The 25,704-nt window shown below is 73.1% G+C and carries 20 protein-coding genes and 2 pseudogenes; 7 read left to right on the forward strand and 15 right to left on the reverse strand.

All coding sequences use genetic code 11. The features are described 5' to 3' along the window. Positions 1-86: 86 nt before the first annotated feature. From NEH16_RS08170 to NEH16_RS08185, 4 genes are read left to right on the forward strand one after another with little or no spacing between them, the layout of a single operon-like run. Positions 87-1,166, forward strand: coding sequence for an ABC transporter permease (locus tag NEH16_RS08170; RefSeq protein WP_265540583.1), 1,080 nt, complete (start codon positions 87-89; stop codon positions 1,164-1,166). Then, positions 1,163-2,113 carry an ABC transporter permease gene (locus tag NEH16_RS08175; protein WP_073963645.1) on the forward strand — a complete coding sequence of 317 codons (951 nt, stop codon included), beginning with the start codon at positions 1,163-1,165 and terminating at the stop codon, positions 2,111-2,113. The genes NEH16_RS08170 and NEH16_RS08175 overlap by 4 nt, the downstream gene beginning before the upstream one ends. Further along, a complete protein-coding gene (locus NEH16_RS08180; protein WP_265540585.1) occupies positions 2,110-3,141 on the forward strand; it encodes an ABC transporter ATP-binding protein in 1,032 nt (343 codons plus the stop codon). Before NEH16_RS08175 ends, NEH16_RS08180 begins: the two co-directional genes overlap by 4 nt. Further along, entirely contained in the window at positions 3,138-4,139 is a 1,002-nt protein-coding gene (locus tag NEH16_RS08185) for an oligopeptide/dipeptide ABC transporter ATP-binding protein (protein ID WP_073963647.1), read from the forward strand. Before NEH16_RS08180 ends, NEH16_RS08185 begins: the two co-directional genes overlap by 4 nt. Positions 4,140-4,187: 48 nt before the next feature. Here NEH16_RS08185 and NEH16_RS08190 read toward each other — a convergent pair whose 3' ends face one another. The 9 genes from NEH16_RS08190 to rimP form a co-directional block, all read right to left on the reverse strand. After that, a complete protein-coding gene (locus NEH16_RS08190) occupies positions 4,188-5,147 on the reverse strand; it encodes a bifunctional riboflavin kinase/FAD synthetase (RefSeq protein WP_265540587.1) in 960 nt (319 codons plus the stop codon). Positions 5,148-5,190: 43 nt separating this feature from the next. Next, a complete protein-coding gene (locus NEH16_RS08195; protein WP_265540589.1) occupies positions 5,191-8,826 on the reverse strand; it encodes a S1 family peptidase in 3,636 nt (1,211 codons plus the stop codon). A gap of 205 nt (positions 8,827-9,031) precedes the next feature. Beyond that, positions 9,032-9,934 carry a tRNA pseudouridine(55) synthase TruB gene (gene truB, locus NEH16_RS08200; protein WP_265540591.1) on the reverse strand — a complete coding sequence of 301 codons (903 nt, stop codon included), beginning with the start codon at positions 9,932-9,934 and terminating at the stop codon, positions 9,032-9,034. Then, positions 9,931-10,374: a 30S ribosome-binding factor RbfA gene (gene rbfA / locus NEH16_RS08205; protein WP_073963651.1), complete on the reverse strand. Its 444-nt coding sequence runs from the start codon at positions 10,372-10,374 to the stop codon at positions 9,931-9,933. The genes truB and rbfA overlap by 4 nt, the downstream gene beginning before the upstream one ends. Before the next feature lie 23 nt (positions 10,375-10,397). Beyond that, a complete protein-coding gene (locus NEH16_RS08210; RefSeq protein ID WP_073863182.1) occupies positions 10,398-10,694 on the reverse strand; it encodes a DUF503 domain-containing protein in 297 nt (98 codons plus the stop codon). Positions 10,695-10,831: 137 nt separating this feature from the next. Then, on the reverse strand, positions 10,832-13,903 hold the full coding sequence (infB, locus tag NEH16_RS08215) for a translation initiation factor IF-2 (protein WP_073963652.1): 3,072 nt from the start codon (positions 13,901-13,903) through the stop codon (positions 10,832-10,834). A gap of 147 nt (positions 13,904-14,050) precedes the next feature. Beyond that, positions 14,051-14,329, reverse strand: a complete 279-nt coding sequence (locus tag NEH16_RS08220) for a YlxR family protein (RefSeq protein ID WP_073963653.1) — start codon at positions 14,327-14,329, stop codon at positions 14,051-14,053. 118 nt (positions 14,330-14,447) lie between these two features. Then, positions 14,448-15,488 carry a transcription termination factor NusA gene (gene nusA, locus NEH16_RS08225; RefSeq protein ID WP_073963654.1) on the reverse strand — a complete coding sequence of 347 codons (1,041 nt, stop codon included), beginning with the start codon at positions 15,486-15,488 and terminating at the stop codon, positions 14,448-14,450. Positions 15,489-15,490: 2 nt separating this feature from the next. Further along, positions 15,491-15,988 carry a ribosome maturation factor RimP gene (gene rimP / locus NEH16_RS08230; RefSeq protein WP_073963655.1) on the reverse strand — a complete coding sequence of 166 codons (498 nt, stop codon included), beginning with the start codon at positions 15,986-15,988 and terminating at the stop codon, positions 15,491-15,493. 175 nt (positions 15,989-16,163) lie between these two features. Here rimP and NEH16_RS08235 point away from each other — a divergent pair, with 175 nt between their 5' ends. Genes NEH16_RS08235 through NEH16_RS08245 form a run of 3 tightly spaced genes read left to right on the forward strand, consistent with a single transcriptional unit; the run spans position 16,164 to position 18,126 of the window. Continuing rightward, entirely contained in the window at positions 16,164-16,679 is a 516-nt protein-coding gene (locus NEH16_RS08235; RefSeq protein WP_265540596.1) for a hypothetical protein, read from the forward strand. After that, positions 16,676-17,158 carry a ferritin-like domain-containing protein gene (locus tag NEH16_RS08240; protein WP_073963657.1) on the forward strand — a complete coding sequence of 161 codons (483 nt, stop codon included), beginning with the start codon at positions 16,676-16,678 and terminating at the stop codon, positions 17,156-17,158. Before NEH16_RS08235 ends, NEH16_RS08240 begins: the two co-directional genes overlap by 4 nt. A 44-nt stretch (positions 17,159-17,202) precedes the next feature. Beyond that, positions 17,203-18,126, forward strand: coding sequence for an aminoglycoside phosphotransferase family protein (locus NEH16_RS08245; RefSeq protein WP_265540601.1), 924 nt, complete (start codon positions 17,203-17,205; stop codon positions 18,124-18,126). 59 nt (positions 18,127-18,185) lie between these two features. Here NEH16_RS08245 and NEH16_RS08250 read toward each other — a convergent pair whose 3' ends face one another. The 6 genes and pseudogenes from NEH16_RS08250 to dxr all read right to left on the reverse strand — a co-directional run bounded on the left by NEH16_RS08250 (position 18,186) and on the right by dxr (position 25,650). Continuing rightward, positions 18,186-19,889, reverse strand: a complete 1,704-nt coding sequence (locus tag NEH16_RS08250) for a proline--tRNA ligase (RefSeq protein ID WP_265540603.1) — start codon at positions 19,887-19,889, stop codon at positions 18,186-18,188. A 73-nt stretch (positions 19,890-19,962) separates the two neighbouring features. Further along, positions 19,963-20,529, reverse strand: coding sequence for a GNAT family N-acetyltransferase (locus NEH16_RS08255; protein WP_073963660.1), 567 nt, complete (start codon positions 20,527-20,529; stop codon positions 19,963-19,965). 202 nt (positions 20,530-20,731) lie between these two features. Next, positions 20,732-21,576 (reverse strand): annotated as a pseudogene (locus NEH16_RS08260) (GNAT family N-acetyltransferase). A gap of 164 nt (positions 21,577-21,740) precedes the next feature. Continuing rightward, a pseudogene (gene ispG / locus NEH16_RS08265) lies at positions 21,741-22,894 on the reverse strand (flavodoxin-dependent (E)-4-hydroxy-3-methylbut-2-enyl-diphosphate synthase). A 186-nt stretch (positions 22,895-23,080) separates the two neighbouring features. After that, positions 23,081-24,391 (reverse strand): M50 family metallopeptidase, encoded by a 1,311-nt coding sequence (locus tag NEH16_RS08270; protein ID WP_265540605.1) that lies wholly within the window; start codon positions 24,389-24,391, stop codon positions 23,081-23,083. Then, on the reverse strand, positions 24,388-25,650 hold the full coding sequence (gene dxr / locus NEH16_RS08275; RefSeq protein WP_265540607.1) for a 1-deoxy-D-xylulose-5-phosphate reductoisomerase: 1,263 nt from the start codon (positions 25,648-25,650) through the stop codon (positions 24,388-24,390). Before dxr ends, NEH16_RS08270 begins: the two co-directional genes overlap by 4 nt. Between the last annotated feature and the right edge of the window lie 54 nt (positions 25,651-25,704).

Raw genomic sequence — 25,704 nt, forward strand, 5'->3', positions numbered from 1 at the left:
TGCGAGGAACCGGCCGGCGCGGGTGCGGTACCAGGCCCGCGCCGGCCGGTTCTTTCCAGGAACGACACGAGTAACGAGAGTTCCCCATGACAGCTGACAGCACTCCGGCGCTCGTGCAACAGGCGGACGCGGCCACGGACGGCCCTCCGGCCGGTCCCTCGGCCGCACGCGGTCCACGGGCGCGCAACACCACGGCCTATCTGAAATATGTGGCCGCCAAGATCGCGGGCGCCGTCGTCTCGCTGTTCGCGGTTCTGGTCACCAGCTTCTTCCTCTTCCGGCTCATTCCGAGCGACCCGGTCAAGCAGATGACGGGCGGCCGGCCCGTATCGGCCGAACAGCTGGAATCGCTGCGCCACCAACTCGGGCTCGACCAGCCGATGTGGCAGCAGTTCACCAGCTACATCGGGGACGCCCTCACCGGCGACTTCGGTGTCTCGTTCGCGTACCACGCGCCGGTCATGGACAAGATCGTCGAGAAGCTGCCGGCGACGCTGCTGCTCACCGGCACCGCCTACATCCTCTACAGCCTCATCGGCCTCTGGCTCGGCACCCGCACCGCCTGGCGCAACGGCTCGGCCGGCGACCGGTTCAACACCGCGCTCGCCCTCACGCTGTACTCGGTGCCGTCGTTCTGGCTCGGGCTGCTTCTGATCATCGTCTTCTCGGTGGGCATCGGCCCGATCCCGGGCATGTTCCCGACGGGCGGGATGTCGTCGGGCGATACGGGCGGCTTCGATTACGTCATCGACGTGGCGCACCACATGGTGCTTCCGGTGATCACGCTGGTGGCGGTCGGGTACGCGCAGACGCTTCTGGTCATGCGGTCCTCGCTGCTGGACGAGATGGGCAGCGACTACCTCACGACGGCCCGCGCCAAGGGGCTGCGGGACGACGTCGTGCGCCGCAAGCACGCCGTGCCCAACGCGATGCTTCCCACCTTCACGCTGATGTTCGTCAACCTGGGGCATGTGGTCGCCGGGCAGATCCTGGTGGAGACCGTGTTCTCCTGGCCGGGCCTCGGCTCCCTCTTCTACCAGGGCCTCAGCACCCCCGACCTGCCACTCGTCCAGGGCCTGTTCTTCGTCTTCGCCACCGCGGTGATCCTGGCGAACACCCTTGCCGATGTGCTGTATCCGCTGCTCGATCCCCGGGTGGGCCGATGACCACGACCGATTCCATGCCGACGCCGACCCCGGCGCCGGCCCCGCCCGAGCCCGTCCGGAGCGCCCGCTCCCTGGCCCGGGCCCGTAAACGCCAGTCCGCGGCCCGCTTCTGGCGGGAGTACCGCCGCCACAAGGGCGGGATGTGGGGCCTGGCCGGTCTGATCCTGATCGCGCTGATCGCCCTCGCCGCGCCGCAGCTCGTCGGCGCCGACTCGCAGAGCGTCACCGAGGCGTCCGGCGGCGCGCTCGAATCGCCGAGCGGTGAGTTCCCGCTCGGTACCGACCAGTTCGGGCGCAGCGTGCTCGCCCTCCTGGTGTGGGGCGCGCGCGTCTCCCTGACCGTGGGGCTGCTCGCGGCGTTCCTGTGCGTCGCCATCGGCACGATCGTGGGGATCGTCGCGGGCCACTTCCGCGGCTGGTACTCGACGGTGCTGATGCGGGTGACCGACTGGTTCCTGGTGATGCCGACGCTGGTCCTCGCCGTCGCCCTCGCCTCCGTGATGGACCGCTCCCTGTGGACCATCATCATCGCGATCGGCGTCACGACCTGGCCGACCACCGCACGCCTGGTACGCGCGCAGACCCTCGCCGTGGAGTCCCGCCCGTACATCGAGCGCGCCCGTGCGCTCGGCGGCGGCCACGGCCACATCATGCTGCGGCACGTCCTGCCGAACGTGATGCCGCTGGTGCTCGCCCAGACCACGCTGGCCATCTCCAGCGCGATCCTGAGCGAGGCCACGCTGGCCTTCCTCGGCCTCGGCGACCCGACCATCACCTCGTGGGGCAGCATGCTCCAGGACGCGCGCGCCGCAGGGGCCGTGAGCGCCGGCGACTGGTGGTACCTGGCACCGCCCGGCATCGCCATCGCCCTGGTGGCCCTGGCGTTCACGCTGTGCGGCCGCGCGATCGAGTCCGTCCTCAATCCCAAGCTGGGGGTGGCCCGTTGAGCACGACGAGCATCCGCAAGACGCCTCTTCTGGAGGTACGCGACCTGACGGTGACGTACGCCGGCGGGGCGCAGGCCGTCCGCGGCGTGAATCTCCAGGTGGAGGCCGGGCGCAAGCTGGGCATCGCCGGGGAGTCCGGCTGCGGCAAGTCCACGCTGGCGCTGGCCCTGCTGCGGCTGCTGCCCGCGGGCACGAAGGTGACCGGCGAGATCCTGCTGAACGGCGAGGACGTCCTCGCGATGAAGTGGGGCCAGGTCAGGGCCGTCCGCTGGGCGGGCGCCTCGATCGTCTTCCAGGGCGCCATGCACTCGCTGAACGCCGTGCACCGCATCGGGGACCAGATCGCCGAGCCGATCCTGCTGCACAAGAAGGTCACCCCGGCGGCGGCCCGCAAGCGCGCCGGTGAGCTGCTGGAACAGGTCGGCCTGCCCGCGGCCCGGACGGACGCCTATCCGCACGAGCTGTCCGGCGGGCAGCGGCAGCGCGTGATGATCGCGATGGCGCTCGCCTGCGACCCGGGCCTGATCATCGCGGACGAGCCGACGACGGCCCTGGACGTGATGATCCAGGCCCAGATCCTGCGCCTGATTGAACAGCTGGTCTCCGAACAGGACCTCGGCCTGATCATGATCAGCCACGACCTCGCGGTGCTGTCCGACACCTGCGACCGGCTCGCCGTGATGTACGCGGGCCGGGTCGTGGAGGAGGGCCCCGCCTCCGAGGTCTACGAGGGCGCGCACCACCCGTACAGCAGGGCCCTGTCGGGCGCCTTCCCGCGCATCGGGGACCTCTCGTCCCGCTTCGCGCCGCAGGGCCTGCCCGGCGACCCGCCCGACCCGTCGGCGCTGCCGGCCGGCTGCACCTTCCACCCGCGCTGCGCCCTGGCCCTGGACTCCTGCGCCACGCAGGACCAGGAGCTGCGGGACGCGGGGCCGGGGCGGCAGGCCGCGTGCGTGCTGGTGGGTCCGGAGGGGGCGGCGGCGGCGCCGGTCCTGCCGGGCGCCGAGGAAGCGAGGAGCACATCATGACGACGACCCCCGTGGACCTGCTGAGCGCGCAGGGGCTCCGGATCACCTTCCCCGGCCGCCACGGCGCCGAACCCGCGCGTGCGGTGGACGGGGTCGACCTGGACATCCGGCCCGGCGAGATCGTCGCCCTGGTCGGCGAGTCGGGGTGCGGCAAGACGACGCTGGCCCGCTCCCTGCTGGGGCTGGTCCCGCCGACGGCCGGTCAGGTCACGTTCGACGGGAAGCCGCTGGACTACGGGAGCCGGTCGCTCAAGGCGTACCGCAAGCGCGCCCAGCTGGTCCTCCAGGACCCCAGCGGCTCGTTGAACCCGCGCCACACGGTGTACGACGCGGTGGCGGAGGGGCTGCGCATCCACGGCTACGCGGGCGACGAGCGGCAGGCGGTGCACGACGCGCTGTCGCGGGCCGGGCTGCGTCCGCCGGAGCGGTTCTTCCTGCGCTATCCGCACGAGCTGTCGGGCGGTCAGCGCCAGCGCGTCGTGATCGCGGGGGCGCTGGTCCTGGAGCCGGAGCTGATCGTGGCGGACGAGCCGGTGGCCTCGCTGGACGCCTCGGTGCGCGGCGAGATCCTGGCGCTGCTGCTGCGGCTGCGCGAGGAGCTGGGGCTCTCCGCGCTGGTCGTGACGCATGACCTCGGGCTGGCGTGGAACATCGCGGACCGGGTCGCGGTGATGTACCTGGGCCGCATCGTGGAGACGGGCGCCGTCGAGCAGATCCTGACGGCCCCGCGCCATCCGTACACCCAGGCGCTGCTGTCGGTGCTGCCGGAGGCGCCGGGCGATCCGGTGGTGCTGACGGGCGAGCCGCCGGACCCGTCCCGGGTGCCGTCCGGCTGCCGCTTCCACGCCCGCTGCCAGGTGCTGGCCTCGGGCGAGGCGGAGCGGGCGGGCGTCGCGGACGCCTGCCGTACGCAGGACCTGCCGGTCCTGTCGGGCGGCGGGGAGACGCAGGTGGCGTGCCACTGGGCCACGGCGAAGGTCGCCGCGCCGACCGCCTGACAGGCGGTACGGGTTTCCCGGCCGGTCCGGCCGGGAAACCCCGCGCGATCAGTCCTGGCCGGCCTCGGCGGCGGCGACCAGCTCGCTGCACCGCTTCACGTCGGCGGCCATCGCCACCAGCAGGTCGTCGATCGTGTCGAACTTCAGCATCCCGCGTACGTACGCCAGGAAGTCCACGGCCATGTGCAGGCCGTACAGGTCGAGGCCGACGCGGTCGATCGCGTACGCCTCCACCGTGCGCTCGGTGCCGTCGAACTGCGGGTTGGTGCCGACCGAGATCGCGGCGGGCATCGCCTCGCCGTTCGCGTGCAGCCAGCCGGCGTAGACCCCGTCGGCGGGGATCGCGGTGTGCGGGAGGGTTTCGACGTTCGCGGTGGGGAAACCGAGCTCGCGGCCGCGCTGCGCGCCCCGGACGACGACGCCCTCGACGCGGTGCGGGCGGCCCAGGATCTCGGCGGCCCCGGCCACATCGCCCTCGGCGACCAGGCGCCGGGTCAGCGTGGAGGAGAACGGCTCGCCGCCGCCCGCCGCGCCGCTCACCCGCAGGTCGACGACCTCGACGCGGTAGTCGTGCTCGGCGCCCAGCTCGGCCAGCAGCTCGACGTTCCCCGCGGCCTTGTGGCCGAAACGGAAGTTGGGGCCCTCGATGACCAGCCGGGCGTGCAGCTTGTCCACGAGCACCTTCGCGATGAAGTCCGCCGGGGCGAGCCGCGAGAACTCCGTGGTGAACGGCAGGATCAGCATCGCGTCCACGCCCAGCTCCGCCATCAGCTCGGCGCGCCGGTGGTGCGGGGCGAGCAGCGGGGGGTGGCTGCCGGGCCGGACGACCTCGCTGGGGTGCGGGTCGAAGGTGACGACGACCGACGGCACGCCCAGCTCGCGGGCCCGCTCGACTGCGCGGCCGATGATCAGCTGGTGTCCGCGGTGCACCCCGTCGTACGAGCCGATGGTGACGACGCTGCGCCCCCAGTCCTGGGGGATGTCCTCCAAGCCTCGCCAGCGCTGCACTCTGACCGCTCCTCGCCCGAACCTGTGTACGTGGATATCTCGATTACGCAGGTCTAAGACTGCCATGCGCACGCCCTGCGGCCCGCATCGGCATGGTCATAGGAGCCTCCAGCGCCTCCACCGTGCGCCGTGCGCTGGGCCCCACGACGGCCGCCCACTCCTGCGGCGCCTCGGCCAGCCAGCCGGCGACCAGCGCGCCGAACCCGGGCACTTCGCGGACCAGCGCCACGAGCCGCCGGTCGAACAGGGCGGCTCCTTCCGGGGTACGCACGAGGAGCATCCCGGTCCGGTGCACCAGCGCCCGGGTGCGCACCGGTGACCGCCCGGCGCAGCCGGCCGCGGCGGCCCGCAGCAGGGCCTCCAGGACCACGGGGTCCGGGGCCCCGCCGCGCTGCTCGGCGTCGAGCAGCACCTCCAGCAGCTCGTCGCGGGTGGGCTGCGAGGCGGGGCTGCCGGGCGAGGCGAGCACCGCGGCGAGCGATCCCCGGACCGGCGCCGCCGCCGGGCGGTCCCGGAGCAGCCCGGTGAGCAGCGGCAGCAGCAGGGCGCGCGCGGCGGGCCCGTGCTCCAGGCGGCGGTCGAGGTAGGCGGCGGTGTGCGCGGTGTCCTCCGGGTGGCCCTCGGCGTAGGCGCGTACGAGTCCGGCGGCGTGCAGCGCGAGTTCCGGGGCGTCGATCCCGGCCAGGGCCCGCAGCACCTCGCCCGCGCCCTGGTCCGGCCGCGCCAGCCGGTCCCGGTAGGCGGTCACCACGATGTCCGCGTGCGTGGGCAGGGCGGCGGCGAGCGCGGCGGCGGGCACGCGCACCTCCTGCGGGCCCTCGGCGACGAAGGCCCGGACGGCCTGCGGGAGGTAGCGGGCCCGGGTGCGGGGGTCCGCGACGAGCAGGGCGAGAACCGGTCCGTGCAGCTCGCCGTCGGCCGGGCGGGCCAGCACGGCGAGCGCGGCCCGGCGCACCCGGTCGCGGTCCTCGTCCAGGGTCAGGCGGGGGGCGAGGAGGGTCGCGTACGAGACGGCGGCGACGCGACGGGGCCGCCGGTCCTCGTCCCCGGCCCAGCGCTCGACAGCCCGGCAGAGCGCGGCGGGCTCGTCCTCGGCGAGCGCGGCGAGCAGTTCCTCGGCCCGGGGGTGCCCGGCGGAGACGAGCGCGTCGGCCAGGTCGTCGACGGCGAGGTCCCGGCGGGCGTACAGCAGCGCCTGCGCGGCGGCGGCGACGGTGGGCCGCTCCGCCCCGGCCCCGGCCGCCGTCAAGGGACGCTCGTCCGTGAACCAGGCGCACAGGAGGGGCTGCACCGTACGCGGACGGGCGGCGAGCCGCCGGGCCACGGCGTCGAGGAACCGGGCGTCGCCGTCCCCCTCGCCCGGCGGCCCGCCCCCCTCGCCCGGCGGCCCGTCCGCCGGGACGAGGCGGCGGAAGAGGTCCATCCGGTCCGCCTCGGGCAGCCGCAACTCCCGCCAGAACCAGGGCCCGTATTCGGCGTACGCCCCGCGCGCCCCTCCCCCGCCCGCCTCGGCGGAACCCCGCACGACGCGCCCGGCGAGCAGCCGCAGCACCCCGAGATACGGCCGCGCGTCGGGCACCCGGAGCAAGGTCTCGCCGAGCAGCCGGGCGGCCCACCAACGGGGGTCGGAGAGGGGCCGGGTCCGGTCGCCGTCGGGCGCCCCCTCCGGCAGCCGGTCCAGCGCCTCGATGAGGTCCGCGAGGCGGTGGGCCAGGGCGGCCGTGCCGTGGCGGCGGGCCAGCAGCAGGAGGGCCTGGAGCACCGGGCCGATCCGGTGCCGGGGCACGGGCAGGCTGCGCGGTCCGGTCCCGAGCGGGCCCCCGGCCGGCATCGGGTCCCCGGCCGGTCCGCCCCGGCGGGGGCGCGGCACCCGGCCGTCGTCGTCCGCCGATTCCGCGTGCCACCGGTGCACCAGCGCCCGCAGGGCCGCGTCCAGATCGAGGTGCGTGCTCTGGATCCAGTCCCCCACCTCTTCGTGGGCGAAGCGGTAGCCGGCGCCGGCCGGGACGAGGAGCCCTTCGGTGAGGACCGCCGGGGCCCACCCCGTGCGCCAGGGGAACAGCTCCTCGAAGGCGGCCCGGTCCAGCTCGCCCTGGCCGGGGCCGAGGCAGCGGCGGGCCGCCTCGTGGACCTGTCCGGCCACCCGGGCCGCCAGCCGCCGCACCGCCGTGGGCCCGGGGCGGCTCCCGGCGGCGATGCGGACGGCGATGCGCAGGCACATCAGGTCGAGGTGGGCGGCGAAGACCTCCTCCGTGCCGGGGCGCCCGGGGGTGTCCGGCGGCAGGGCCTCGCGTACCTCGGCCAGCAGCCGGAGGGTCAGCGGATGGCGGTCGTGGCCGACGGCGAGGGCGTCGGGCGGGAGGCCGAGCCCTTCCCTGGCGCGTTCGGCCTGGCCTGCCGTGAAGTCGGTGACGCGGACGGCCGGGGGCAGTCGGCGGGCGGGCCTGCCGGGCCGGTGCAGGGCCTCGGGCGGGCAGAGCCCGCCGGCCGTCTCCCAGTGCTCGGGGCGGCAGCCGACGACGAGCCGGGCGCCGTTCTCGCGGAGCCAGCCGACGGTGCCGGTGGTCCAGTCGGCGAGCCGGTGCGCCAGGACGGGCGGCATCTCCTCCGGGGCGTCCAGCAGGACCAGCAGCGGCACGCCGGAGGCCGCGGCCAGCCGGGCGACCCGCTCGGGTGTGGCGCTCGCCATGTCGCCCGGGGCCCCGGCGGCGCCGACGATGCGCCCGGCCTGCTGGAGCGTGCGCGCGACGGCGTCGGCGACGGAGGTGTCGTCCGCGAGGAGGTCGGCGCCGCGCAGCCACAGCGTGGGCGCCGGCACCGGGCCGGTCGCCCGGCGCGCGGCGACGGCGGCGAGTTCGGTGGTGCGGCCGGTGCCCGGCTCGCCCACGAGGGCGAGGACCACGGCGGGTGCGTCCGGCCCGGCCGCCGCGAACGCCTCGGCCTCGGTCCGGACGTCGGGGCGCTCCACCGGCTCGTGGCGCTCGTCCGGGCCGCCCGCCGAGCCGACGGACATGGCGGTGAGCTGGAGGGCACCGGCGAGGTTGAGATCGGGGCCGTAGCCGGGGACGGTCGCGGCGTTGCGCCGCAGCAGCTCGCCCAGGGGCCCGTCGGCGGGCGCCCCGGCCAAGGGGGCGGCGCAGCCGGCGGTGGCGTGGGAGGCGCGCAGGGCGAGCCCGATGACGGCGATGACGGCGCCGCTGTCCGGGTCGAGCACGGGGCCGCCGACCGCCGCGCCGCCCAGCCTGAGCGCGTCGCTGCCGTCCGTGCCGAGGGCCAGTTCCAGGGCCTTGTCGATCCGGTGGGTGCGGCCGCGGCTGGTGTACGTGACGGGGGTGCGGCCCAGGACGCGCGCCTCGCGCAGGCCGTGTGCGGCGACCGTCACATACGTACCGGGATCGATGCGCTCGCGGACGCACATGGGCAGCGGCCGTACGCCGAGGGCGTCGGGACCGCCGGTGGGCAGGAGGGCGAGGTCCCATTCGGGGACGGCGGTGATGTCGGCGGCCTCGACGCGGTGGCTGCGGCCGTCCGTGCCGTGCAGCAGGAGGTGCGGAAGGCCGTCGACCGCCTCGTGGCTGGTGACGACCGTGCCCCGGTCGTCGGCGACGAAGCCGGTCCCTCGCGGCCGGCCGGCCGGATCGCACAGTCGTACCAGCGTCGCCCGGTCCCCGCATCCCATGATCCGACGGTAAGTCGCCGAAGATCCCCGCGCGGACCACTCCGGGCGAAAGCGCCCCCGTCACCCCCCTGATTCACTCCGAGCGCCTGCCCGTTGGGGTGAATCCGGGGCGTTCGCTGGACAGGAATGGGTGGGGGATCGTGGAGCGGGCGCAGGGGGCGCCGCCCGCTCCACGATGAGGGTCCGCGTGAGCGCGGGCCCCGGGTCAGCCGAAGACGGCGAGGCTCTTGGCCTTGCCCTTCTGCTCCTCGACCAGCACCAGGAACTGCCCGTCGGGCCCGAAGACGGCGACCGGTCCCGGCGGGTGGGCGGGCATGTCCAGGCGTACGCCGTTCAGCAGCAGCTTCGCCCGCTTCTCGTCCACGTCCCAGCGGGGGAACGCCGACGCGGCGGCCTCGGCCACCGGCATCACGGTCAGCTCCTCCTGGTGCTGGTCCAGGGTGCGCGCCGCGTCCAGCCCGTACGGGCCGACGCGGGTGCGGCGCAGGGCGGTCAGATGGCCGCCCACGCCGAGCCCGGCGCCCAGGTCACGGGCGATGGCCCGGATGTACGTCCCCGAGGAGCAGACCACCGAGACGACCAGGTCGAGCACCGGCGTACCGTCCTCGGCGACGGCCTCGCGGACGTCGTAGACGTGGAAGGACGAGACGGTCACCGGCCGGGCCGGGATCTCGAACTCCTCGCCGCCGCGCACCCGCGCGTAGGACCGCTTGCCGTCGATCTTGATGGCGCTGACCTTGGACGGCACCTGCATGATGGCGCCGGTCAGGGCGGAGACCCCCGCGTCGATCGCCTCGCGCGTCACCCCGGAGGCGTCGGCGGACGAGGTGATCTCGCCCTCCGCGTCGTCCGTGACGGTGTTCTGGCCGAGCCGGATCGTGCCCAGGTATTCCTTCTCGGTCAGCGCGAGGTGGCCGAGGAGCTTGGTGGCCTTCTCGACGCCGAGCACGAGCACGCCCGTCGCCATCGGGTCCAGGGTCCCGGCGTGGCCGACGCGGCGGGTACGGGCGATACCGCGCATCTTGGCGACGACGTCGTGCGAAGTGAAGCCGGACGGCTTGTCGACAATGACAAGGCCATCCGGCGTCCTGTTGTTCTGCGTGGTCATTCGGAGGCGGTGTCCTCGTCCTCCGGCTTGCGGTACGGGTCCGCCTCACCGGCGTACGTGGCGCCCGAGGACGCCTCGCGCACCTTGGCGTCCGAGGCCCGCGCCCGGTCGAGCAGGTCCTCGATGGCCCGGGCGTTCTCCGGGAGGGCGTCGGCCACGAAGGTGAGCGTCGGGGTGAACTTCGTCCCCGCCGCCGAGCCGACCGCCGAGCGCAGGATGCCCTTGGCGCTCTGCAGGCCGGCCGCGGCGCTGGCCCGCTCCTCGTCGTCGCCGTAGACCGTGTAGAAGACCGTGGCCTCCCGCAGGTCACCGGTGACCCGGACGTCCGTGATCGTCACATGGGTCCCCAGGCGCGGGTCCTTGATGCCGCGCTGCAGTTTCCCGGCGACCACCTCCTGGATGAGGTCCGCCAGCTTCTTAGCCCGCGCGTTGTCGGCCACTGGTCCGTCTCCTTCTGACTTGCTCAATCGTCTTCGTCGCTGTGCAGCCGCCGTCGTACGGACAGCAGCTCCACTTCCGGCCGGGCGGCGACGAGGCGCTCGCACCGGTCGAGTACGTCTGTGAGGTGCCGGGTGTCCCCGGACACCACGGCGAGGCCGATCTCGGCCCTGCGATGGAGGTCCTGGTCGCCCGTCTCCGCCGCGCTCACCGCGTACTTGCGCTGGAGTTCGGCGACGATCGGACGGACCACGGAACGCTTCTCCTTCAGCGACCGTACGTCGCCGAGAAGCAGGTCGAAGGACAGTGTCCCCACATACATGTATGCCCGGATGTCCCGCCGGTTCGGGTTCGCGCCCCGCCGATGATCGGCGGGGACACAAGAACCGTACACGGAACGGCCGGGGCCGATCGACGGAAATAGGTCCCGTCGACCGGCCCCGACTGTTGAGGTACGGGTCAGCCTCGCGGCTTCTCGCGCATCTCGTACGTCGCGATGACGTCGTCGATCTTGATGTCGTTGAAGTTTCCGAGGTTGATACCGCCCTCGAAGCCTTCGCGGATCTCGGTGACGTCGTCCTTGAAGCGGCGCAGACCGGAGATGGTGAGGTTCTCCGCGACGACCTTGCCGTCGCGCAGCAGGCGCGCCTTGGTGTTGCGCTTGACCTCGCCGGACCGGACGAGCACACCGGCGATGTTGCCCAGCTTGGACGAGCGGAAGATCTCGCGGATCTCCGCCGTACCCAGCTCGACCTCTTCGTACTCCGGCTTGAGCATGCCCTTGAGGGCCGCCTCGATCTCCTCGATCGCCTGGTAGATGACCGAGTAGTAACGGACGTCCACACCCTCGCGGTCGGCCATCTGCTGCGCACGCCCGGCGGCGCGCACGTTGAAGCCGATCACGATGGCGTCGGAGCCGGTCGCCAGGTCGATGTCCGACTCGGTGACCGCACCCACACCGCGGTGCAGGACCCGGATGTCGACCTCTTCACCGACGTCGAGCTGGAGCAGCGAGGACTCGAGGGCCTCCACCGAACCGGACGCGTCGCCCTTGATGATGAGGTTGAGCTCCTGGACCAGACCGGCCTTGAGCGCCTCGTCCAGGTTCTCCAGGGAGAACCGGACACCCTTGCGGGCGAAGTTGGCGTTGCGCTCGCGAGCGGCACGCTTCTCGGCGATCTGGCGGGCCGTACGGTCCTCGTCCACGACGAGGAAGTTGTCGCCGGCGCCCGGGACGTTGGTGAGACCGAGCACGAGGACGGGGGTCGACGGACCCGCTTCCTCGACGTTCTCGCCCTTGTCGTCGAGCATCGCGCGGACACGGCCGTAGGCGTCGCCGACCACCATCGTGTCGCCGACCCGCAGGGTGCCTCGCTGGACCAGGACGGTCGCGACGGCACCGCGGCCGCGGTCGAGGTGGGACTCGATCGCGATGCCCTGCGCGTCCTGCTCCGGGTTGGCCCGCAGGTCGAGCGAGGCGTCGGCGGTGAGGACGACGGCCTCCAGCAGCTGGTCGATGTGCAGACCCTGCTTGGCGGAGATGTCGACGAACATGGTGTCGCCGCCGTACTCCTCGGCCACCAGACCGAACTCGGTGAGCTGACCGCGCACCTTGGTCGGGTCGGCGCCCTCGACGTCGATCTTGTTGACCGCGACCACGATCGGCACGTCGGCCGCCTTGGCGTGGTTCAGCGCCTCGATCGTCTGGGGCATCACACCGTCGTTCGCCGCCACCACGAGGATCGCGATGTCGGTCGACTTCGCACCACGGGCACGCATGGCGGTGAACGCCTCGTGACCCGGGGTGTCGATGAAGGTGATCCGACGGTCCTCGCCGTTGACGTCGGCCGAGACCTGGTAGGCACCGATGTGCTGGGTGATGCCACCGGCCTCGCCCGCGATGACGTTCGTCTTGCGGATCGCGTCCAGGAGTCGCGTCTTACCGTGGTCGACGTGACCCATGACGGTCACGACCGGCGGACGCGGCAGCAGGGCCTCGTCGCCGCCCTCGTCCTCGCCGAACTCGATGTCGAAGGACTCGAGCAGCTCGCGGTCCTCCTCCTCCGGGCTGACGATCTCCAGGACGAAGTTCATCTCGTCCGCGAGGAGCTTCAGCGTCTCGTCGGAGACGGACTGCGTGGCGGTGACCATCTCGCCGAGGTTCATCATGACGCCGACCAGCGAAGCCGGGTTGGCGTTGATCTTCTCGGCGAAGTCGGTGAGCGAGGCACCGCGCGACAGCCGGACGGCCTGTCCGTTGCCGCGAGGCAGCATCACGCCGCCGACCGACGGGGCCTGCATGGCCTCGTACTCCTGGCGCCTCTGCCGCTTCGACTTGCGGCCGCGACGCGCAGGACCGCCGGGACGGCCGAAGGCGCCCTGCGTGCCACCACGGCCACCGGGACCGCCGGGACGTCCACCGAAGCCGGGACGGCCGCCGAAGCCACCGCCGCCGCCGGGACGGCCCGCGCCGCCACCGCCGCCGCCACCGGGACGGCCGGCGAAGCCGCCGCCACCGCCGCCGGGACCGGCCGGACGACCCGCGAAGCCGCCGCCACCGGGACGACCCGCGCCGCCCGGACGACCGCCGCCGCCGGGACCGCGGCCGCCGCCGGGGCCGCCACCGGGACGGGGACCGGCAGCGGGACGCTGCGGCATCATGCCCGGGTTGGGTCGGTTACCACCGGGGCCGCCGCCCGGACGGGGCGCCTGCGGCCGGGGCATGCCGCCCGGGGTCGGACGCGGCGCGCCACCCTGGCCCTGCGGGCGCGGGGCGCCACCGGGGCCGCCCTGCGGACGCGGGGCGCCGGGGCGCTCCTGGCCGCCGCCGGGACGCGGGGCGCCGCCGGGACGGGGTGCCTGCGGACGGGACATGCCCGTCGAGCCACCGGAGGTGAAGGGGTTGTTGCCCGGACGGGGACCGGCCGGACGGGCGCCGGGGCGCGGGGCGCCCTGGCCGGCGGGACGCGCGGGGCGCTCGCCGCCGCGCTGGCCGCCGTCACGCTGGCCGCCACCCTGCTGACCGGCCGGGGCCGGACGCGCGGGACGGGGGCCGGGGGTCGCGCCGGTGGGGCGCGGTGCCTGCGGCGCGGCCGGCTGGGCCGGGGCCGGGGCCGAGAACTCCGCGGCGGGCACCGGGGTGACCGGGGCCTTCGGCGCGGGCTTCGGGCCCGGACGCGGGCCGGGGGCCGGCGCCGACGGGGCGGAGGGGGTGCTGCTCGGTGCCTCGGCGGCGGCCGGCTTGGGGGCCGGGGCGCCGGGCTTCGGGGCAGCGGGACGTGCCGCGGGGGCCGGAGACGGCGCCGCGGGCTTGGCGGGGGCGGCCTTACGGGGCGCGCCCGGCTTGGCAGCGGGCTTGCCGGCGTTGCCGCCGGGCCCCTGCAGTGCGTCAGTCAACTTGCGCACGACCGGCGCCTCGATCGTCGAGGACGCCGAACGGACGAATTCACCGAGTTCTTGGAGCTTGGCCATGACGACCTTGCTCTCCACACCGAACTCCTTGGCGAGTTCGTATACCCGGACCTTAGCCACTTCGCTCCTTTTAGGTCCGGGTTACCGCCGGACCGTCGCTACTTCATGGGCGTACTCATCGCGTACTCATCGAGTGCTCATCGCAATCTCGACCTACTTCCAACTCGCGAGGTACCTGACCGCACGGGGACCCGTGCCGTTCATTTCTTACGGTGTCACCCGCTCGACGAACCGCTGTACCGCGGTCGGGTCGAACGGCCCCTTGGCCTTGAAGGCCCGGGGGAATGCCCGGCGGCGAACCGCCAGGTCCAGACAGTCGGGGACGGGATGCACGTAGGCACCCCGGCCGGGCAGCGTACCGCGAGGATCGGGGACGCAGTGGTCCCCGTCCGCGACGATGCGCAGCAACTCGTTCTTGGCCGCCCGCTCCCGGCATCCCACACAGGTTCGCTCAGGGCAAGCGCGGGCGTGCGTCCGGCCAGACACGGTTAAGTCTACCTCCCCGCACCGACCTCACCCCTTTGGGGCAAAAATCGAACGTACGTTGTCGTGATCTCAGCGACCGGCCGACGTGATCTATTCCCCGGATGCCGCTCGGGGCGCGTCAGCGCCGGTCCGAGCGCTCCCGGGCCCGCTCGGCGCGCTCGCGGTCGGCGACGTCGCGCTCGGCGTCGGTCTCGGTGTCCGGGCGGATGTCGATGCGCCAGCCGGTGAGCCGGGCGGCCAGGCGGGCGTTCTGCCCCTCCTTGCCGATGGCCAGGGAGAGCTGGTAGTCCGGCACGGTCACCCGGGCGGAACGGGCCGCGAGGTCAACGACCTCGACCTCGCTCACCCGTGCGGGTGACAGCGCGTTGGCGACCATCTCGGCCGGGTCGTCCGACCAGTCCACGATGTCGATCTTCTCGCCGTGCAGCTCGGCCATCACGTTGCGCACCCGGCCGCCCATCGGGCCGATGCAGGCGCCCTTGGCGTTGAGGCCGGAGCGGGTCGAGCGGACCGCGATCTTGGTGCGGTGGCCGGCCTCGCGGGCGATCGCGCAGATCTCGACGGAACCGTCGGCGATCTCCGGGACCTCCAGCGCGAAGAGCTTCTTCACCAGGTTGGGGTGGGTCCGCGACAGCGTGACGGAGGGACCGCGCACGCCCTTGGCGACGCGCACGACGTACGTGCGCAGCCGCAGGCCGTGGGTGTACTCCTCGCCGGGCACCTGCTCCTGCACCGGCAGGATGGCCTCCAGCTTGCCGATGTCGACCAGGACGTTCTTCGGGTCCTTGCCCTGCTGCACGACGCCGGTGACGACATCGCCCTCGTGGCCCGCGTACTCGCCGAACGTGCGGTCGTCCTCGGCGTCGCGCAGACGCTGGAGGATGACCTGCTTGGCGGTGGTCGCGGCGATCCGGCCGAAGCCCGACGGGGTGTCGTCGAACTCCTTGGGCTCCTGCCCCTCCTCCAGATCGGCCGGGTCCTCCTTGGCCCACACCGTCACATGGCCGCGCTCGTCCAGCTCCACGCGCGCCCTGCGGTGGCTGCCGTCGGTGCGGTGGTACGCGATGAGGAGGGCCGACTCGATCGCCTCGACCAGGACGTCGAACGGGATCTCCTTGTCCTGCGCCAAGCCCTTCAGCAGCTTCACGTCGATGTCCACGGCTACGCCTCCTCTTCCTTCTTGTCCTTGCGGTTGAATTCCAGCTCGACGCGGGCCTTGGCGATCTCGTCGAAGGCGATCCGGCGGGCGGTGGGCTTGCGGCCCTTGACGCCCGGCACCTCCAGATCGAGACCGTCCTCGTCCACCGCGAGGATGCGGGCCACCAGCTCGCCGCCCTCGCGCAGGGTCAGCCTGGCCAGGCGGCCGGTGTTGCGTACGTAATGGCGGTGCTCCGAGAGCGGGCGGTCGGCGCCGGGCGAACTGACCTCCAGGACGTATTCGTCCTCGCCCATCACATCGGTCTCGTCCAGCTTCGCGGAGATCGCGCGGCTCAGCTCCGCGCAGGTGTCCAGCTCGACACCCTCATCGGAATCCACGACGATCCGCAGCACTCTGCGGCGGCCTGCCCGGGAGACTTCGATCTCTTCCAGCTCCAGTTGCTCGGCGCTGACGAGCGGTTCGACCAGCCCGCGCAGCCTCTCGCTCTGGGTGGTGCTCATCCGGGTGACTCCTCGGCCGCGTGTGCTGTTGTGGGGATCTCGCGTGTCTGGTCAAAGGGTATCCGGTCGCAAGGGGTGTTGCTGTCCGCCGGTCCCCCGAGCGCGGGTACGCTCACAGGCGGTGATCACTTCCGGACAGATCCAGTCAAGACAGGTCCAGCCCGAAGGAGAGCAAGTGCGGCGTACGGGGACGACGCGCAGGGGCGCGCTCGCGGCGACCGGCGCACTGGCCGCCGGGGCTGTGCTGGCCGGCTGCGGAGGCGACGACGACGGCACGGACGGGGGCACCAAGGGCTCCGCGCACGGGGCCTCCCCGGTGCGCGCGGAGAAGGCGCTGCGCACCGGCGCCACCCGCACCACGGCGACCCTGCTCGCCGGTTACGAGCAGGTGCTCCGGGCCCACCCGGCGACGGCCGCGGCCCTCACTCCCCTGCGCGACGCGGTCCGCGCCCATCTCGAGGCGCTCTCCCCCGAGAAGACCCCCGCGCTCGGCATGGCACGCTCGCGCGCCACCACCCCCGCCGCCGCGGTCAGGGAGCTGGCGGCGGCCGAGCGCTCCGCGGCGGACGCCTACACCGCTCTGCTCCTGGAGGCGCCCGGGGAGCTGGCCCGGCTGCTGGCCTCGGTCGCCGCCGCCTGCGCCGCGCACGCCTACCTGCTGACCGAACTGGCCAAGGAGACCCCGGCATGAGCGACGGCAAGAACGACGGCCCGCTGGAAGCGGCCCAGGCGGCGCTGGCCGCCGAGCACGCCGCCGTCTACGGCTACGGGGTCGCGGGCGGCCGGGTCGGGTCGAAGCGCCGGGCCGAGGCCACCGCAGCGTTCCACGCCCACCGCGCCCGCCGCGACGCCCTGGTGCGCACGGTCCGGGACCTGGGCGGTGAGCCGGTGGCCTCGGACGCCGCGTACGCTCTGCCGTTCGCGGTGCCGGACGCGGCGGCGGCGGTCCGGCTCGCCGCCGTCCTGGAGGACCGCGTCGGGTACGTCTACTCCGACCTGGTCCGGGCCGCCGACGGGTCGCTGCGGCGCAGCGCGGCGGACGCGTTGCGGGAGGCGGCGGTGCGCGCGGCGCGCTGGCGGGGCAGCGGCGTACCCTTTCCCGGGCTCGCGGAGCGGGCCGGGGCGAAGGCCGGGACGGACGCGCGGGCCGGGGCCGCCACCGCGCACTGAAAAAGGGCGCACACGAGAAGGCTCTGAAAGGGAACACGGCACGTATGGGTTTTGAACCGCCGCAGCGTCTGGTGCGAGCGCTCGGTGAGTCGTACGGGGATACGGCCGCCGGGGACTGGCTCGCGGGGCTCCCCGCACTGACCGAGCAGGCGCTGGCCGCGACCGGCCGCGCCCCGGTCGTGGAGCGGGTCGCGGCCCCCGGCGGGCGCAGCAGTCTGGTTCTGCTGGTCCGGGGGGCCGACGGCACCCCGGCCGCCCTGAAGCTGGCCCCCTCCGGTGCCGCGCCGGGGCTGGAAGCGGCGGCGCTGGCGCACTGGAACGGCTGGGGCGCGGTGCGGCTGCTCGACCCCGCGGACGGCGGGCGGCCCGTGGCGGGGGCGCTGCTGCTGGAGCGGCTGCACCCCGAGATGTCGCTGCGGTCGCTGCCGGAGGCGAAGGCGCTCCTGGAGGCGGCCGGGACGGTGCGCCGGCTGTGGGTCGAGCCGCCGGCCGGGCACGGCTTCGAGACGGTCACCGAGCGGACCGGGCGGCGGGTGGACGCCATGCGCGCCTCCGCCGCGTCGGACCCCGCCCTCGAGCCCCTGGTCACCGCGGCGCTGGCGGCCCGGGACGAGCTGGTCGCCGGCTCCCCCGAGACGTTGCTGCTGCACGGCAACTTCCGGCAGAGCAAGGTGCTCGCGGGTGAGCGGGCGCCCTGGCTGACGGTCGGGCCCGAGCCGCTGGTCGGTGAGCGGGCGTACGACCTGGCGCGGCTGGTCCGGGACCGGGTGGAGGACCTGATCGCGTCGCCCGCCGGGGCGACGACGGCCCGGCGCAGGGTCAAGAAGCTCGCGGACTCGCTGGACGTGGACCAGGAGCGGCTGCACGGCTGGACGCTGTTCCGTGCCGTGGAGTCGGGCACCCGGGCGCTGGCGGCCGGGCGCCGTCAGGAGGGCGAAGTGACGCTGGAGTTCGCGGGCTGGCTGTAGGTCATGCGTAAGGGCCCCGCACGGAGCGTTCCGTGCGGGGCCCTCGCGCGTGAGGAGCGTCAGTCCTGCTGCTCGGAGAGGCGGGCGATGGCCTCCTCGACCGTCAGCTCCTCGCGCTCGCCGGTGCGGCGGTCCTTCAGCTCCAGGACGCCTTCGGCCGAGCGGCGGCCGGCGACCAGGATCTTCGGGACGCCGATCAGCTCGGAGTCGGTGAACTTGACGCCGGGCGAGACGCCGGCGCGGTCGTCCACCAGGACGCGCAGTCCGGCGGCGGCCAGCTTGTCGGAGACCTCCAGGGCCAGTTCGGTCTGGAGGGCCTTGCCGGCGGCGACGACGTGGACGTCGGCCGGGGCGACCTCGCGGGGCCAGCACAGGCCCTTGTCGTCGGCGGTCTGCTCGGCGAGGGCGGCCACGGCACGGGAGACGCCGATGCCGTACGAGCCCATGGTGACGCGGACGGGCTTGCCCTGCTGGCCGAGCACGTCGAGCGCGAAGATGTCGGCGTACTTGCGGCCGAGCTGGAAGATGTGGCCGATCTCGATGGCGCGGTCGACCTGGAGGCCGGTGCCGCACTTGGGGCAGGGGTCGCCCGCCTCGACCACGACGACGTCGAGGTAGTCGTCCACCTCGAAGTCGCGGCCCGCGACGACGTTCTTCGCGTGCTTGCCGTCCTTGTTGGCGCCGGTGATCCAGGCGGTGCCGGGGGCGACGCGGGGGTCGGCGATGTAGCGGACCTTCTCCAGGCCCTGGGGGCCGACGTAGCCGCGTACGAGGTCGGGACGGCCGACGAAGTCCTCGGCGGTGACCAGCTCGACCACGGCCGGGGCCAGGTGCTCGCCCAGCTTGCCGAGGTCCACCTCGCGGTCGCCGGGCACGCCCACGGCGACGATCTCGCCGTCGACCTTGACCAGCAGGTTCTTCAGCGTGGCGGAGGCCGCCACGCCGAGGTGGGCGGCCAGGGTCTCGATGGTCGGGGTGTCGGGGGTGTCCAGTTCCTCGACGGGGCCGATACCCGAGGCGTCGCCGGCGGTGGCGTTGAAGGTGACGGCCTCGGTGTTGGCCGCGTAGTCGCAGTTCGGGCAGTCCACGAAGGTGTCCTCGCCGGCGGGCGCCGGCGCCAGGAACTCCTCGGAGGCGGAGCCGCCCATGGCGCCGGAGACGGCGGACACGATGCGGTGGTCCAGGCCGAGCCGCTCGAAGATGCGGATGTACGCGGCGCGGTGCAGCTGGTACGCCTCGACCAGGCCCTCGTCCGTGGTGTCGAAGGAGTACGAGTCCTTCATCTGGAACTCGCGGCCGCGCAGCACACCGGCCCGGGGGCGGGCCTCGTCGCGGTACTTCGTCTGGATCTGGTACAGGATGACCGGCAGGTCCTTGTAGGACGAGCACATGTCCTTGACGACCTGGGTGAAGATCTCCTCGTGCGTGGGGCCGAGGAGGTAGTCGGAGCCCTTGCGGTCCTGGAGCCGGAACAGCAGGTCGCCGTACTCGTCGTACCGGCCGCTCGCCTCGTAGGGCTCCTTGGGCAGCAGCGCGGGGAGCAGGACCTCCTGGCCGCCGATGGCGTCCATCTCCTCGCGGACGACGCGGGTGATGTTCTCCAGGACCTTCTTGCCGAGCGGCAGCCAGGACCAGATTCCGGCAGCGGTGCGTCGTACGTAGCCGGCTCGGACGAGGAGCTTGTGGTTGAGCGTCTCGGCGTCCGCCGGGTCGTCGCGCAGTGTCTTGATCATCAATCGGGACATGCGCTGGACCTGGGCCATGGTGAACTCCTGCTCGGAAGGGTGATGGGCCCGAGGTTAGCGGGGCGGCCCGTGCGGGCGGAAATCCATTCCCTCACGTACGGCGCAGTGGCAGGGGCGCTCCCATCACCGCGTACGGCTTGGGGGCGCTGGGGAAGAGCACCTGGCGGGCGAGGTCCTGGTAGCCGAGGGAGCGGTAGAGGCCGCGGGCCGGGCTCTCGGTGTCGATCGCGGAGAGGATCGAGCGGGGCTGGGCGACCGCGTCGGTGATGGTGGTGATCAGGGTGCGGCCGATGCCCCGGTTCTGGAAGTCCGGGTGGACGTGGAGCTCGGTGATCACGAAGGCGTCGTCCAGCCAGTGGGCGCTGCCGGTGGCGCGGAGATAGGGCTCGACCACGGTGGACCACCAGTGGCCGCGGTCGTTGGGCATGCCGTAGACGAAGCCGACGAGGCGGCCCTCGGGTGTGAGGGCGCCGAGCGCGCGGGCGTGCGGGTGGTCGAGGTGCCGGAGCACGATGTGCCGGCGGACCTCGACCTCTCCGGCGCTCAGGCCGAAGGCGACGGCCTGGACGGCCAGGGCCTCGTCGACGCGGGCCGCGAGGTCGATCGGCCCGACCCGGACGCCGGTGGTGCGGGGTCCGCCCCCGGAATCTGCTGCCATGGGCCGACCCTACTGTCCGGGCCGGCTGGGGTCTTTCGTTTGGATCAGGCTGGATCAGGGAGCGGGGCGTGGTGCGTGTGGCTGCAAGGCGGAGGAGGGCGACAACGCGGAGCGTTGGCAACCGACGACAACGCCGCAGACACGCGTGCCACGCCCCGCGAGCCCAGCATGATCCAAACGAAAGACCCCCTGCGGGGGCCGGTCAGAAGAGCACGCTCATGAAGGTGCCGGTCTCCCGGAAGCCGATGCGGCGGTACGCCTTGCGCGCGGGGTGTTGTAGTCGTTCACGTACAGGCTGACGACCGGGGCGACGTCGGCCAGCGCGTACCGCAGTACGGCGGCCATGCCGGTCTCGGAGAGGCCGCGCCCGCGGAATTCCGGGGCGACCCACACCCCCTGGATCTGGCACGCCTGCGGGGTGGTGGCGCCGATCTCCGCCTTGAAGACGACCTTGCCGTCGTCGATGCGGGCGAAGGAGCGGCCGGCGCCGATGAGTTCGGCGACGCGGGCCTGGTAGAGGAGTCCGCCGTCGCCGGCGAGCGGGGAGACGCCGACCTCCTCGGTGAACATGTCCACGCAGGCGGGCATCAGGATGTCCATCTCGTCCTTGCGGACGCGGCGGACGAGCGGGTCGGGTTCCACGTCGGCGGACGGGCTCTCGGTGACCATGAGGGGCTGGTTGGCCCGGACCTCGCGGGCGGGGCCCCAGCCCGGTTCGAGGAGGCGCCACAGCTCGGCGGTGGGTTCGGCGGGGCCGACGATCGAGGAGCAGCGGCGGCCGGCCCGGCGGGCGCGGTCGGCGAAGGCGCGGACGGCTTCGGGACCGGCGCAGATGGGGACGAGGTTGGCGCCCGAGTAGCACAGGGAGCGGAGCCGGCCGTCGGCGTACCAGCCCCACATCTCGCCGCCCAGGCGCCAGGGGTCGAGTCCGGCGATCTGGACGCGGGACGTCACGAAGGCGTTGGCCACGGGCTCGCTCTCCAGGACGGCGAGCGCGGCGCCGAGGTCGCTGGGTTCGAGGACCCGGGTAGTGGTGTGCGTCAACACGAGGGGGCCTCACCATGCGGTCTGCTGATTTCCGCACTGTAACCGAAGAGCCCGGGCGACGCCGCCCGTGCCCGGGAACAGCTGTGCGCACCCGCCGTCGGCCCGCACACGGAAGCGCCCCGCCGAGGGGTTCCTCGGGGGGCGCTTCCGGGGGCCGGGGACGGTCAGCTGATGGAGACCTCGGGCTCGCCGGAGGCGACGCCGTCCTTCTCCATCTGCTCGGCGATCTTCATGGCTTCCTCGATGAGGGTCTCCACGATCTTCGACTCGGGCACGGTCTTGATGACCTCGCCCTTGACGAAGATCTGGCCCTTGCCGTTGCCGGAGGCGACGCCGAGGTCGGCCTCGCGGGCCTCGCCGGGGCCGTTGACGACGCAGCCCATGACGGCGACGCGCAGCGGGACCTCCATGCCCTCCAGACCGGCGCTGACCTGGTCGGCGAGCTTGTAGACGTCGACCTGGGCGCGGCCGCAGGAGGGGCAGGAGACGATCTCCAGGCGGCGCTGGCGCAGGTTCAGCGACTCCAGGATCTGGATGCCGACCTTGACCTCTTCGGCGGGCGGTGCGGAGAGCGAGACGCGGATGGTGTCGCCGATGCCCTCGCTGAGCAGGGCGCCGAAGGCGACGGCCGACTTGATGGTGCCCTGGAAGGCGGGGCCGGCCTCGGTGACGCCGAGGTGCAGCGGGTAGTCGCACTGGGCGGCGAGCTGGCGGTAGGCGTTGACCATCACGACCGGGTCGTTGTGCTTGACCGAGATCTTGATGTCGCGGAAGTCGTGCTCCTCGAAGAGGGACGCCTCCCAGAGCGCGGACTCGACCAGGGCCTCGGGGTGGCCTTGCCGTACTTCTTCAGCAGCCGGGCGTCCAGCGAGCCGGCGTTGACGCCGATCCGGATCGGCGTGCCGGCGTCCTTCGCGGCGCGCGCGATCTCCTTGACCTTGTCGTCGAACTGCTTGATGTTGCCCGGGTTCACGCGCACCGCCGCGCAGCCGGCGTCGATCGCGGCGAAGACGTACTTCGGCTGGAAGTGGATGTCCGCGATCACCGGGATCTGCGACTTGGCCGCGATGATCTTCAGGGCGTCCGCGTCGTCCTGCGTCGGGCAGGCCACGCGTACGATCTGGCAGCCGGAGGCGGTGAGTTCGGCGATCTGCTGAAGCGTCGCGCCGATGTCGGACGTACGGGTCGTCGTCATCGACTGCACCGAGACGGGGGCGTCCCCGCCGACCGCAACCGATCCGACCTGGATCTTCCGGCTGACCCGCCGTTCGGCGAGCTTGGTCGGAACGGCGGGCATTCCGAGAGAAATCGCAGTCATGCGCTGAGCATCCCCAAGGTGTGGATCGAGGTCCCGGTATCGGCGGGCTCCGGCCTTCGAGGTTACGTCACCGGGGGCGGCCGGGAGCACACCGCGTCCGGCCCCGTACGGAATGTCGGCCCGTCGGACGCACCCCGCACACCGCCGGTCACTCGCGGTGCACCGGGCGCGTCCGGCGCGCCCCGGTCAGGTGATCTTGACCGGGTTGACCACGTCGGCGACGAGGACGAGCAGGGTGAAGCAGATGAAGACCCCGGCGACCACGTAGGCGACGGGCATCAGCTTGGCGACGTCGAACGGGCCGGGGTCGGGGCGCTTGAAGATCCGTGCCGTGTGCCGGCGCAGCGCCTCCCAGAGGGCTCCCGCGATGTGGCCGCCGTCGAGCGGGAGCAGCGGCAGCATGTTGAAGAGGAACAGCGAGAGGTTGATGCCCGCGAGCAGGTTGAGCATCATCGCGATCTGGCTCTCCGTGGGCACGTCGAGCGCCATCACCTCGCCGCCGATCCTGGCGGCGCCGACCATGCCGACCGGGGAGTCCGCGGCGCGCTCGCCGCCTCCGAACGCGGCGTCCCAGAGGGCGGGGATCTTGGAGGGCAGGGCGATGATCGAGCGGACGCCGTTCTCCGCCATGTCGCCCATGCGGACCACGGATTCGCCGAAGGAGAGCGGCAGGATCTCCGACTTGGCCGCGAAGCCGAGGTAGCCGGCGGTGACGAACTTGCCGGGGACGGGCTGGCCGTCGGAGTCCTTCTTGGCGACCGCGTTCTCCAGGAGCACCGCGTGCAGGGTCTTCTCCTGGCCGTCGCGCCGGACGGTGATGTCGGCGGGGCCCGTGGTGTCGCGGATGCGGTCGGAGAGGGTGTCCCAGGAGTCGATGCGGTCGCCGTCGAAGGCGACGATCACGTCGCCCTTCTTCAGCCCGGCGGCCTGGGCCGGGGAGACGGCGTCGGACTTCTTGCAGGTGGTGCGCTCCGCGCTCTGCGGGATGACGCACTTCTGGACGCCGGCGACCTCGGTGGTGTTGGTCTGGAAGCCGAAGGTCATGGCGACGCCGAGGAAGATCGCGACGGCCAGCACCAGGTTCATGAAGGGGCCGGCGAACATCACGATGACGCGCTTCCACGGCTTGCGCGTGTAGAAGAGGCGGTCCTCGTCGCCCGGCTGGAGCTCCTCGAAGGAGGCGGATCTGGCGTCCTCGATCATGCCGCGCCAGGGTGAGGTGGAGCGGGCCTCCAGCTTTCCGTCGGCGCCGGGCGGGAACATCCCGATCATCCGGATGTAGCCGCCGGCCGGGATGGCCTTGATGCCGTACTCCGTGTCGCCCTTCCTGCGGGACCAGACGGTGGGGCCGAAGCCGACCATGTACTGGGGGACGCGGATGCCGAAGAGCTTGGCGGTGGAGAGGTGGCCCAGCTCGTGCCAGGCGATGGAGAAGAGCAGACCGAACGCGAAGACGGCGATGCCGAGAATGGTCAGCAGGATCGTCGTCATGCTCATGCGCGTGCCTCCGCAATGGCCTTGGCCGAGAGTTCCCGGGCCCGGGTCCGCGCCCAGGTCTCCGCTTCGAGTACGTCCGCGACGGTGAGAGAAGTTCCCGATTCCGGTGTGCCGTGTTCGCCCACCACCGCGGTGACCGTGTCCATGATGCCGTTGAAGGGCAGCTTCCCGGACAGGAACGCGTCGACGCACTCCTCGTTGGCCGCGTTGAACACGGCGGGCGCGGTGCCGCCGAGCGCGCCGACGTGCCGGGCGAGGCCGACGGACGGGAAGGCTTCGGTGTCCAGCGGGATGAACTCCCAGGTGGACGCCTTCGTCCAGTCGAACGCGGGCGCCGCTTCGGGCACGCGCATCGGCCAGCCGAGCCCGATGGCGATCGGGCCGCGCATGTCGGGCGGGGTGGCCTGGGCGAGCGTGGAGCCGTCGGTGAACTCGACCATGGAGTGCACGTACGACTGGGGGTGGACGACGACCTCGATGCGGTCGAAGGGGATGTCGTAGAGCAGGTGCGCCTCGATGACTTCGAGGCCCTTGTTGACCAGGGTGGCCGAGTTCACGGTGATGACCGGGCCCATCGCCCAGGTCGGGTGCGCGAGGGCCTGCTCGGGGGTGACCTCGGCCAGCTCGCTCCTGGTGCGGCCGCGGAAGGGGCCGCCGGACGCGGTGACGACCAGCCGGCGCACATCGGCGCGGGTGCCGGCGGCGAGCGCCTGGAAGAGCGCTGCGTGCTCGGAGTCGACGGGGATGATCTGCCCCGGGGCGGCCAGCGCCTTGACCAGGGGGCCGCCGACGATCAGGGACTCCTTGTTGGCGAGCGCCAGGGTGCGGCCCGCCTTCAGGGCGGCCAGGGTCGGGGCGAGGCCGATGGAGCCGGTGATCCCGTTGAGCACGGTGTGGCAGTCGCTCGCGGCCAGCTCCGTCGCCGCGTCGGGTCCGGCGAGGATCTCGGGAAGCGGCTCGCCCGCCCCGTACTCCTGGCGCAGCGCCTCGCGCAGGGCGGGTACGGCGTCGGGCGAGGCGACGCCGACGGTGCGCACCCTCAGCAGGCGGGCCTGCTCGGCGAGGAGGGCGACCCGGCCGCCGGCCGCGGACAGCGCGGTGACGCGGAAGAGGTCGGGGTTGCGCAGCACCAGGTCGATGGCCTGGGTGCCGATGGACCCGGTGGAGCCGAGGATGACGAGATCCCGGCGTCCTTCCACGGCGTCGAAGACGAGGTGCGGGTCGGCGAGAGGGGCAGGGCTGTCGGTCATGGGCCCCATTGTCGCCGCTCCCTCTGTGCGCGGGGACAGGGTGTCCCGGGACGACCCGTCCGT

It is taken from the genome of Streptomyces drozdowiczii, assembly GCF_026167665.1.
Taxonomy (GTDB): Bacteria; Actinomycetota; Actinomycetes; order Streptomycetales; family Streptomycetaceae; genus Streptomyces; species Streptomyces drozdowiczii_A.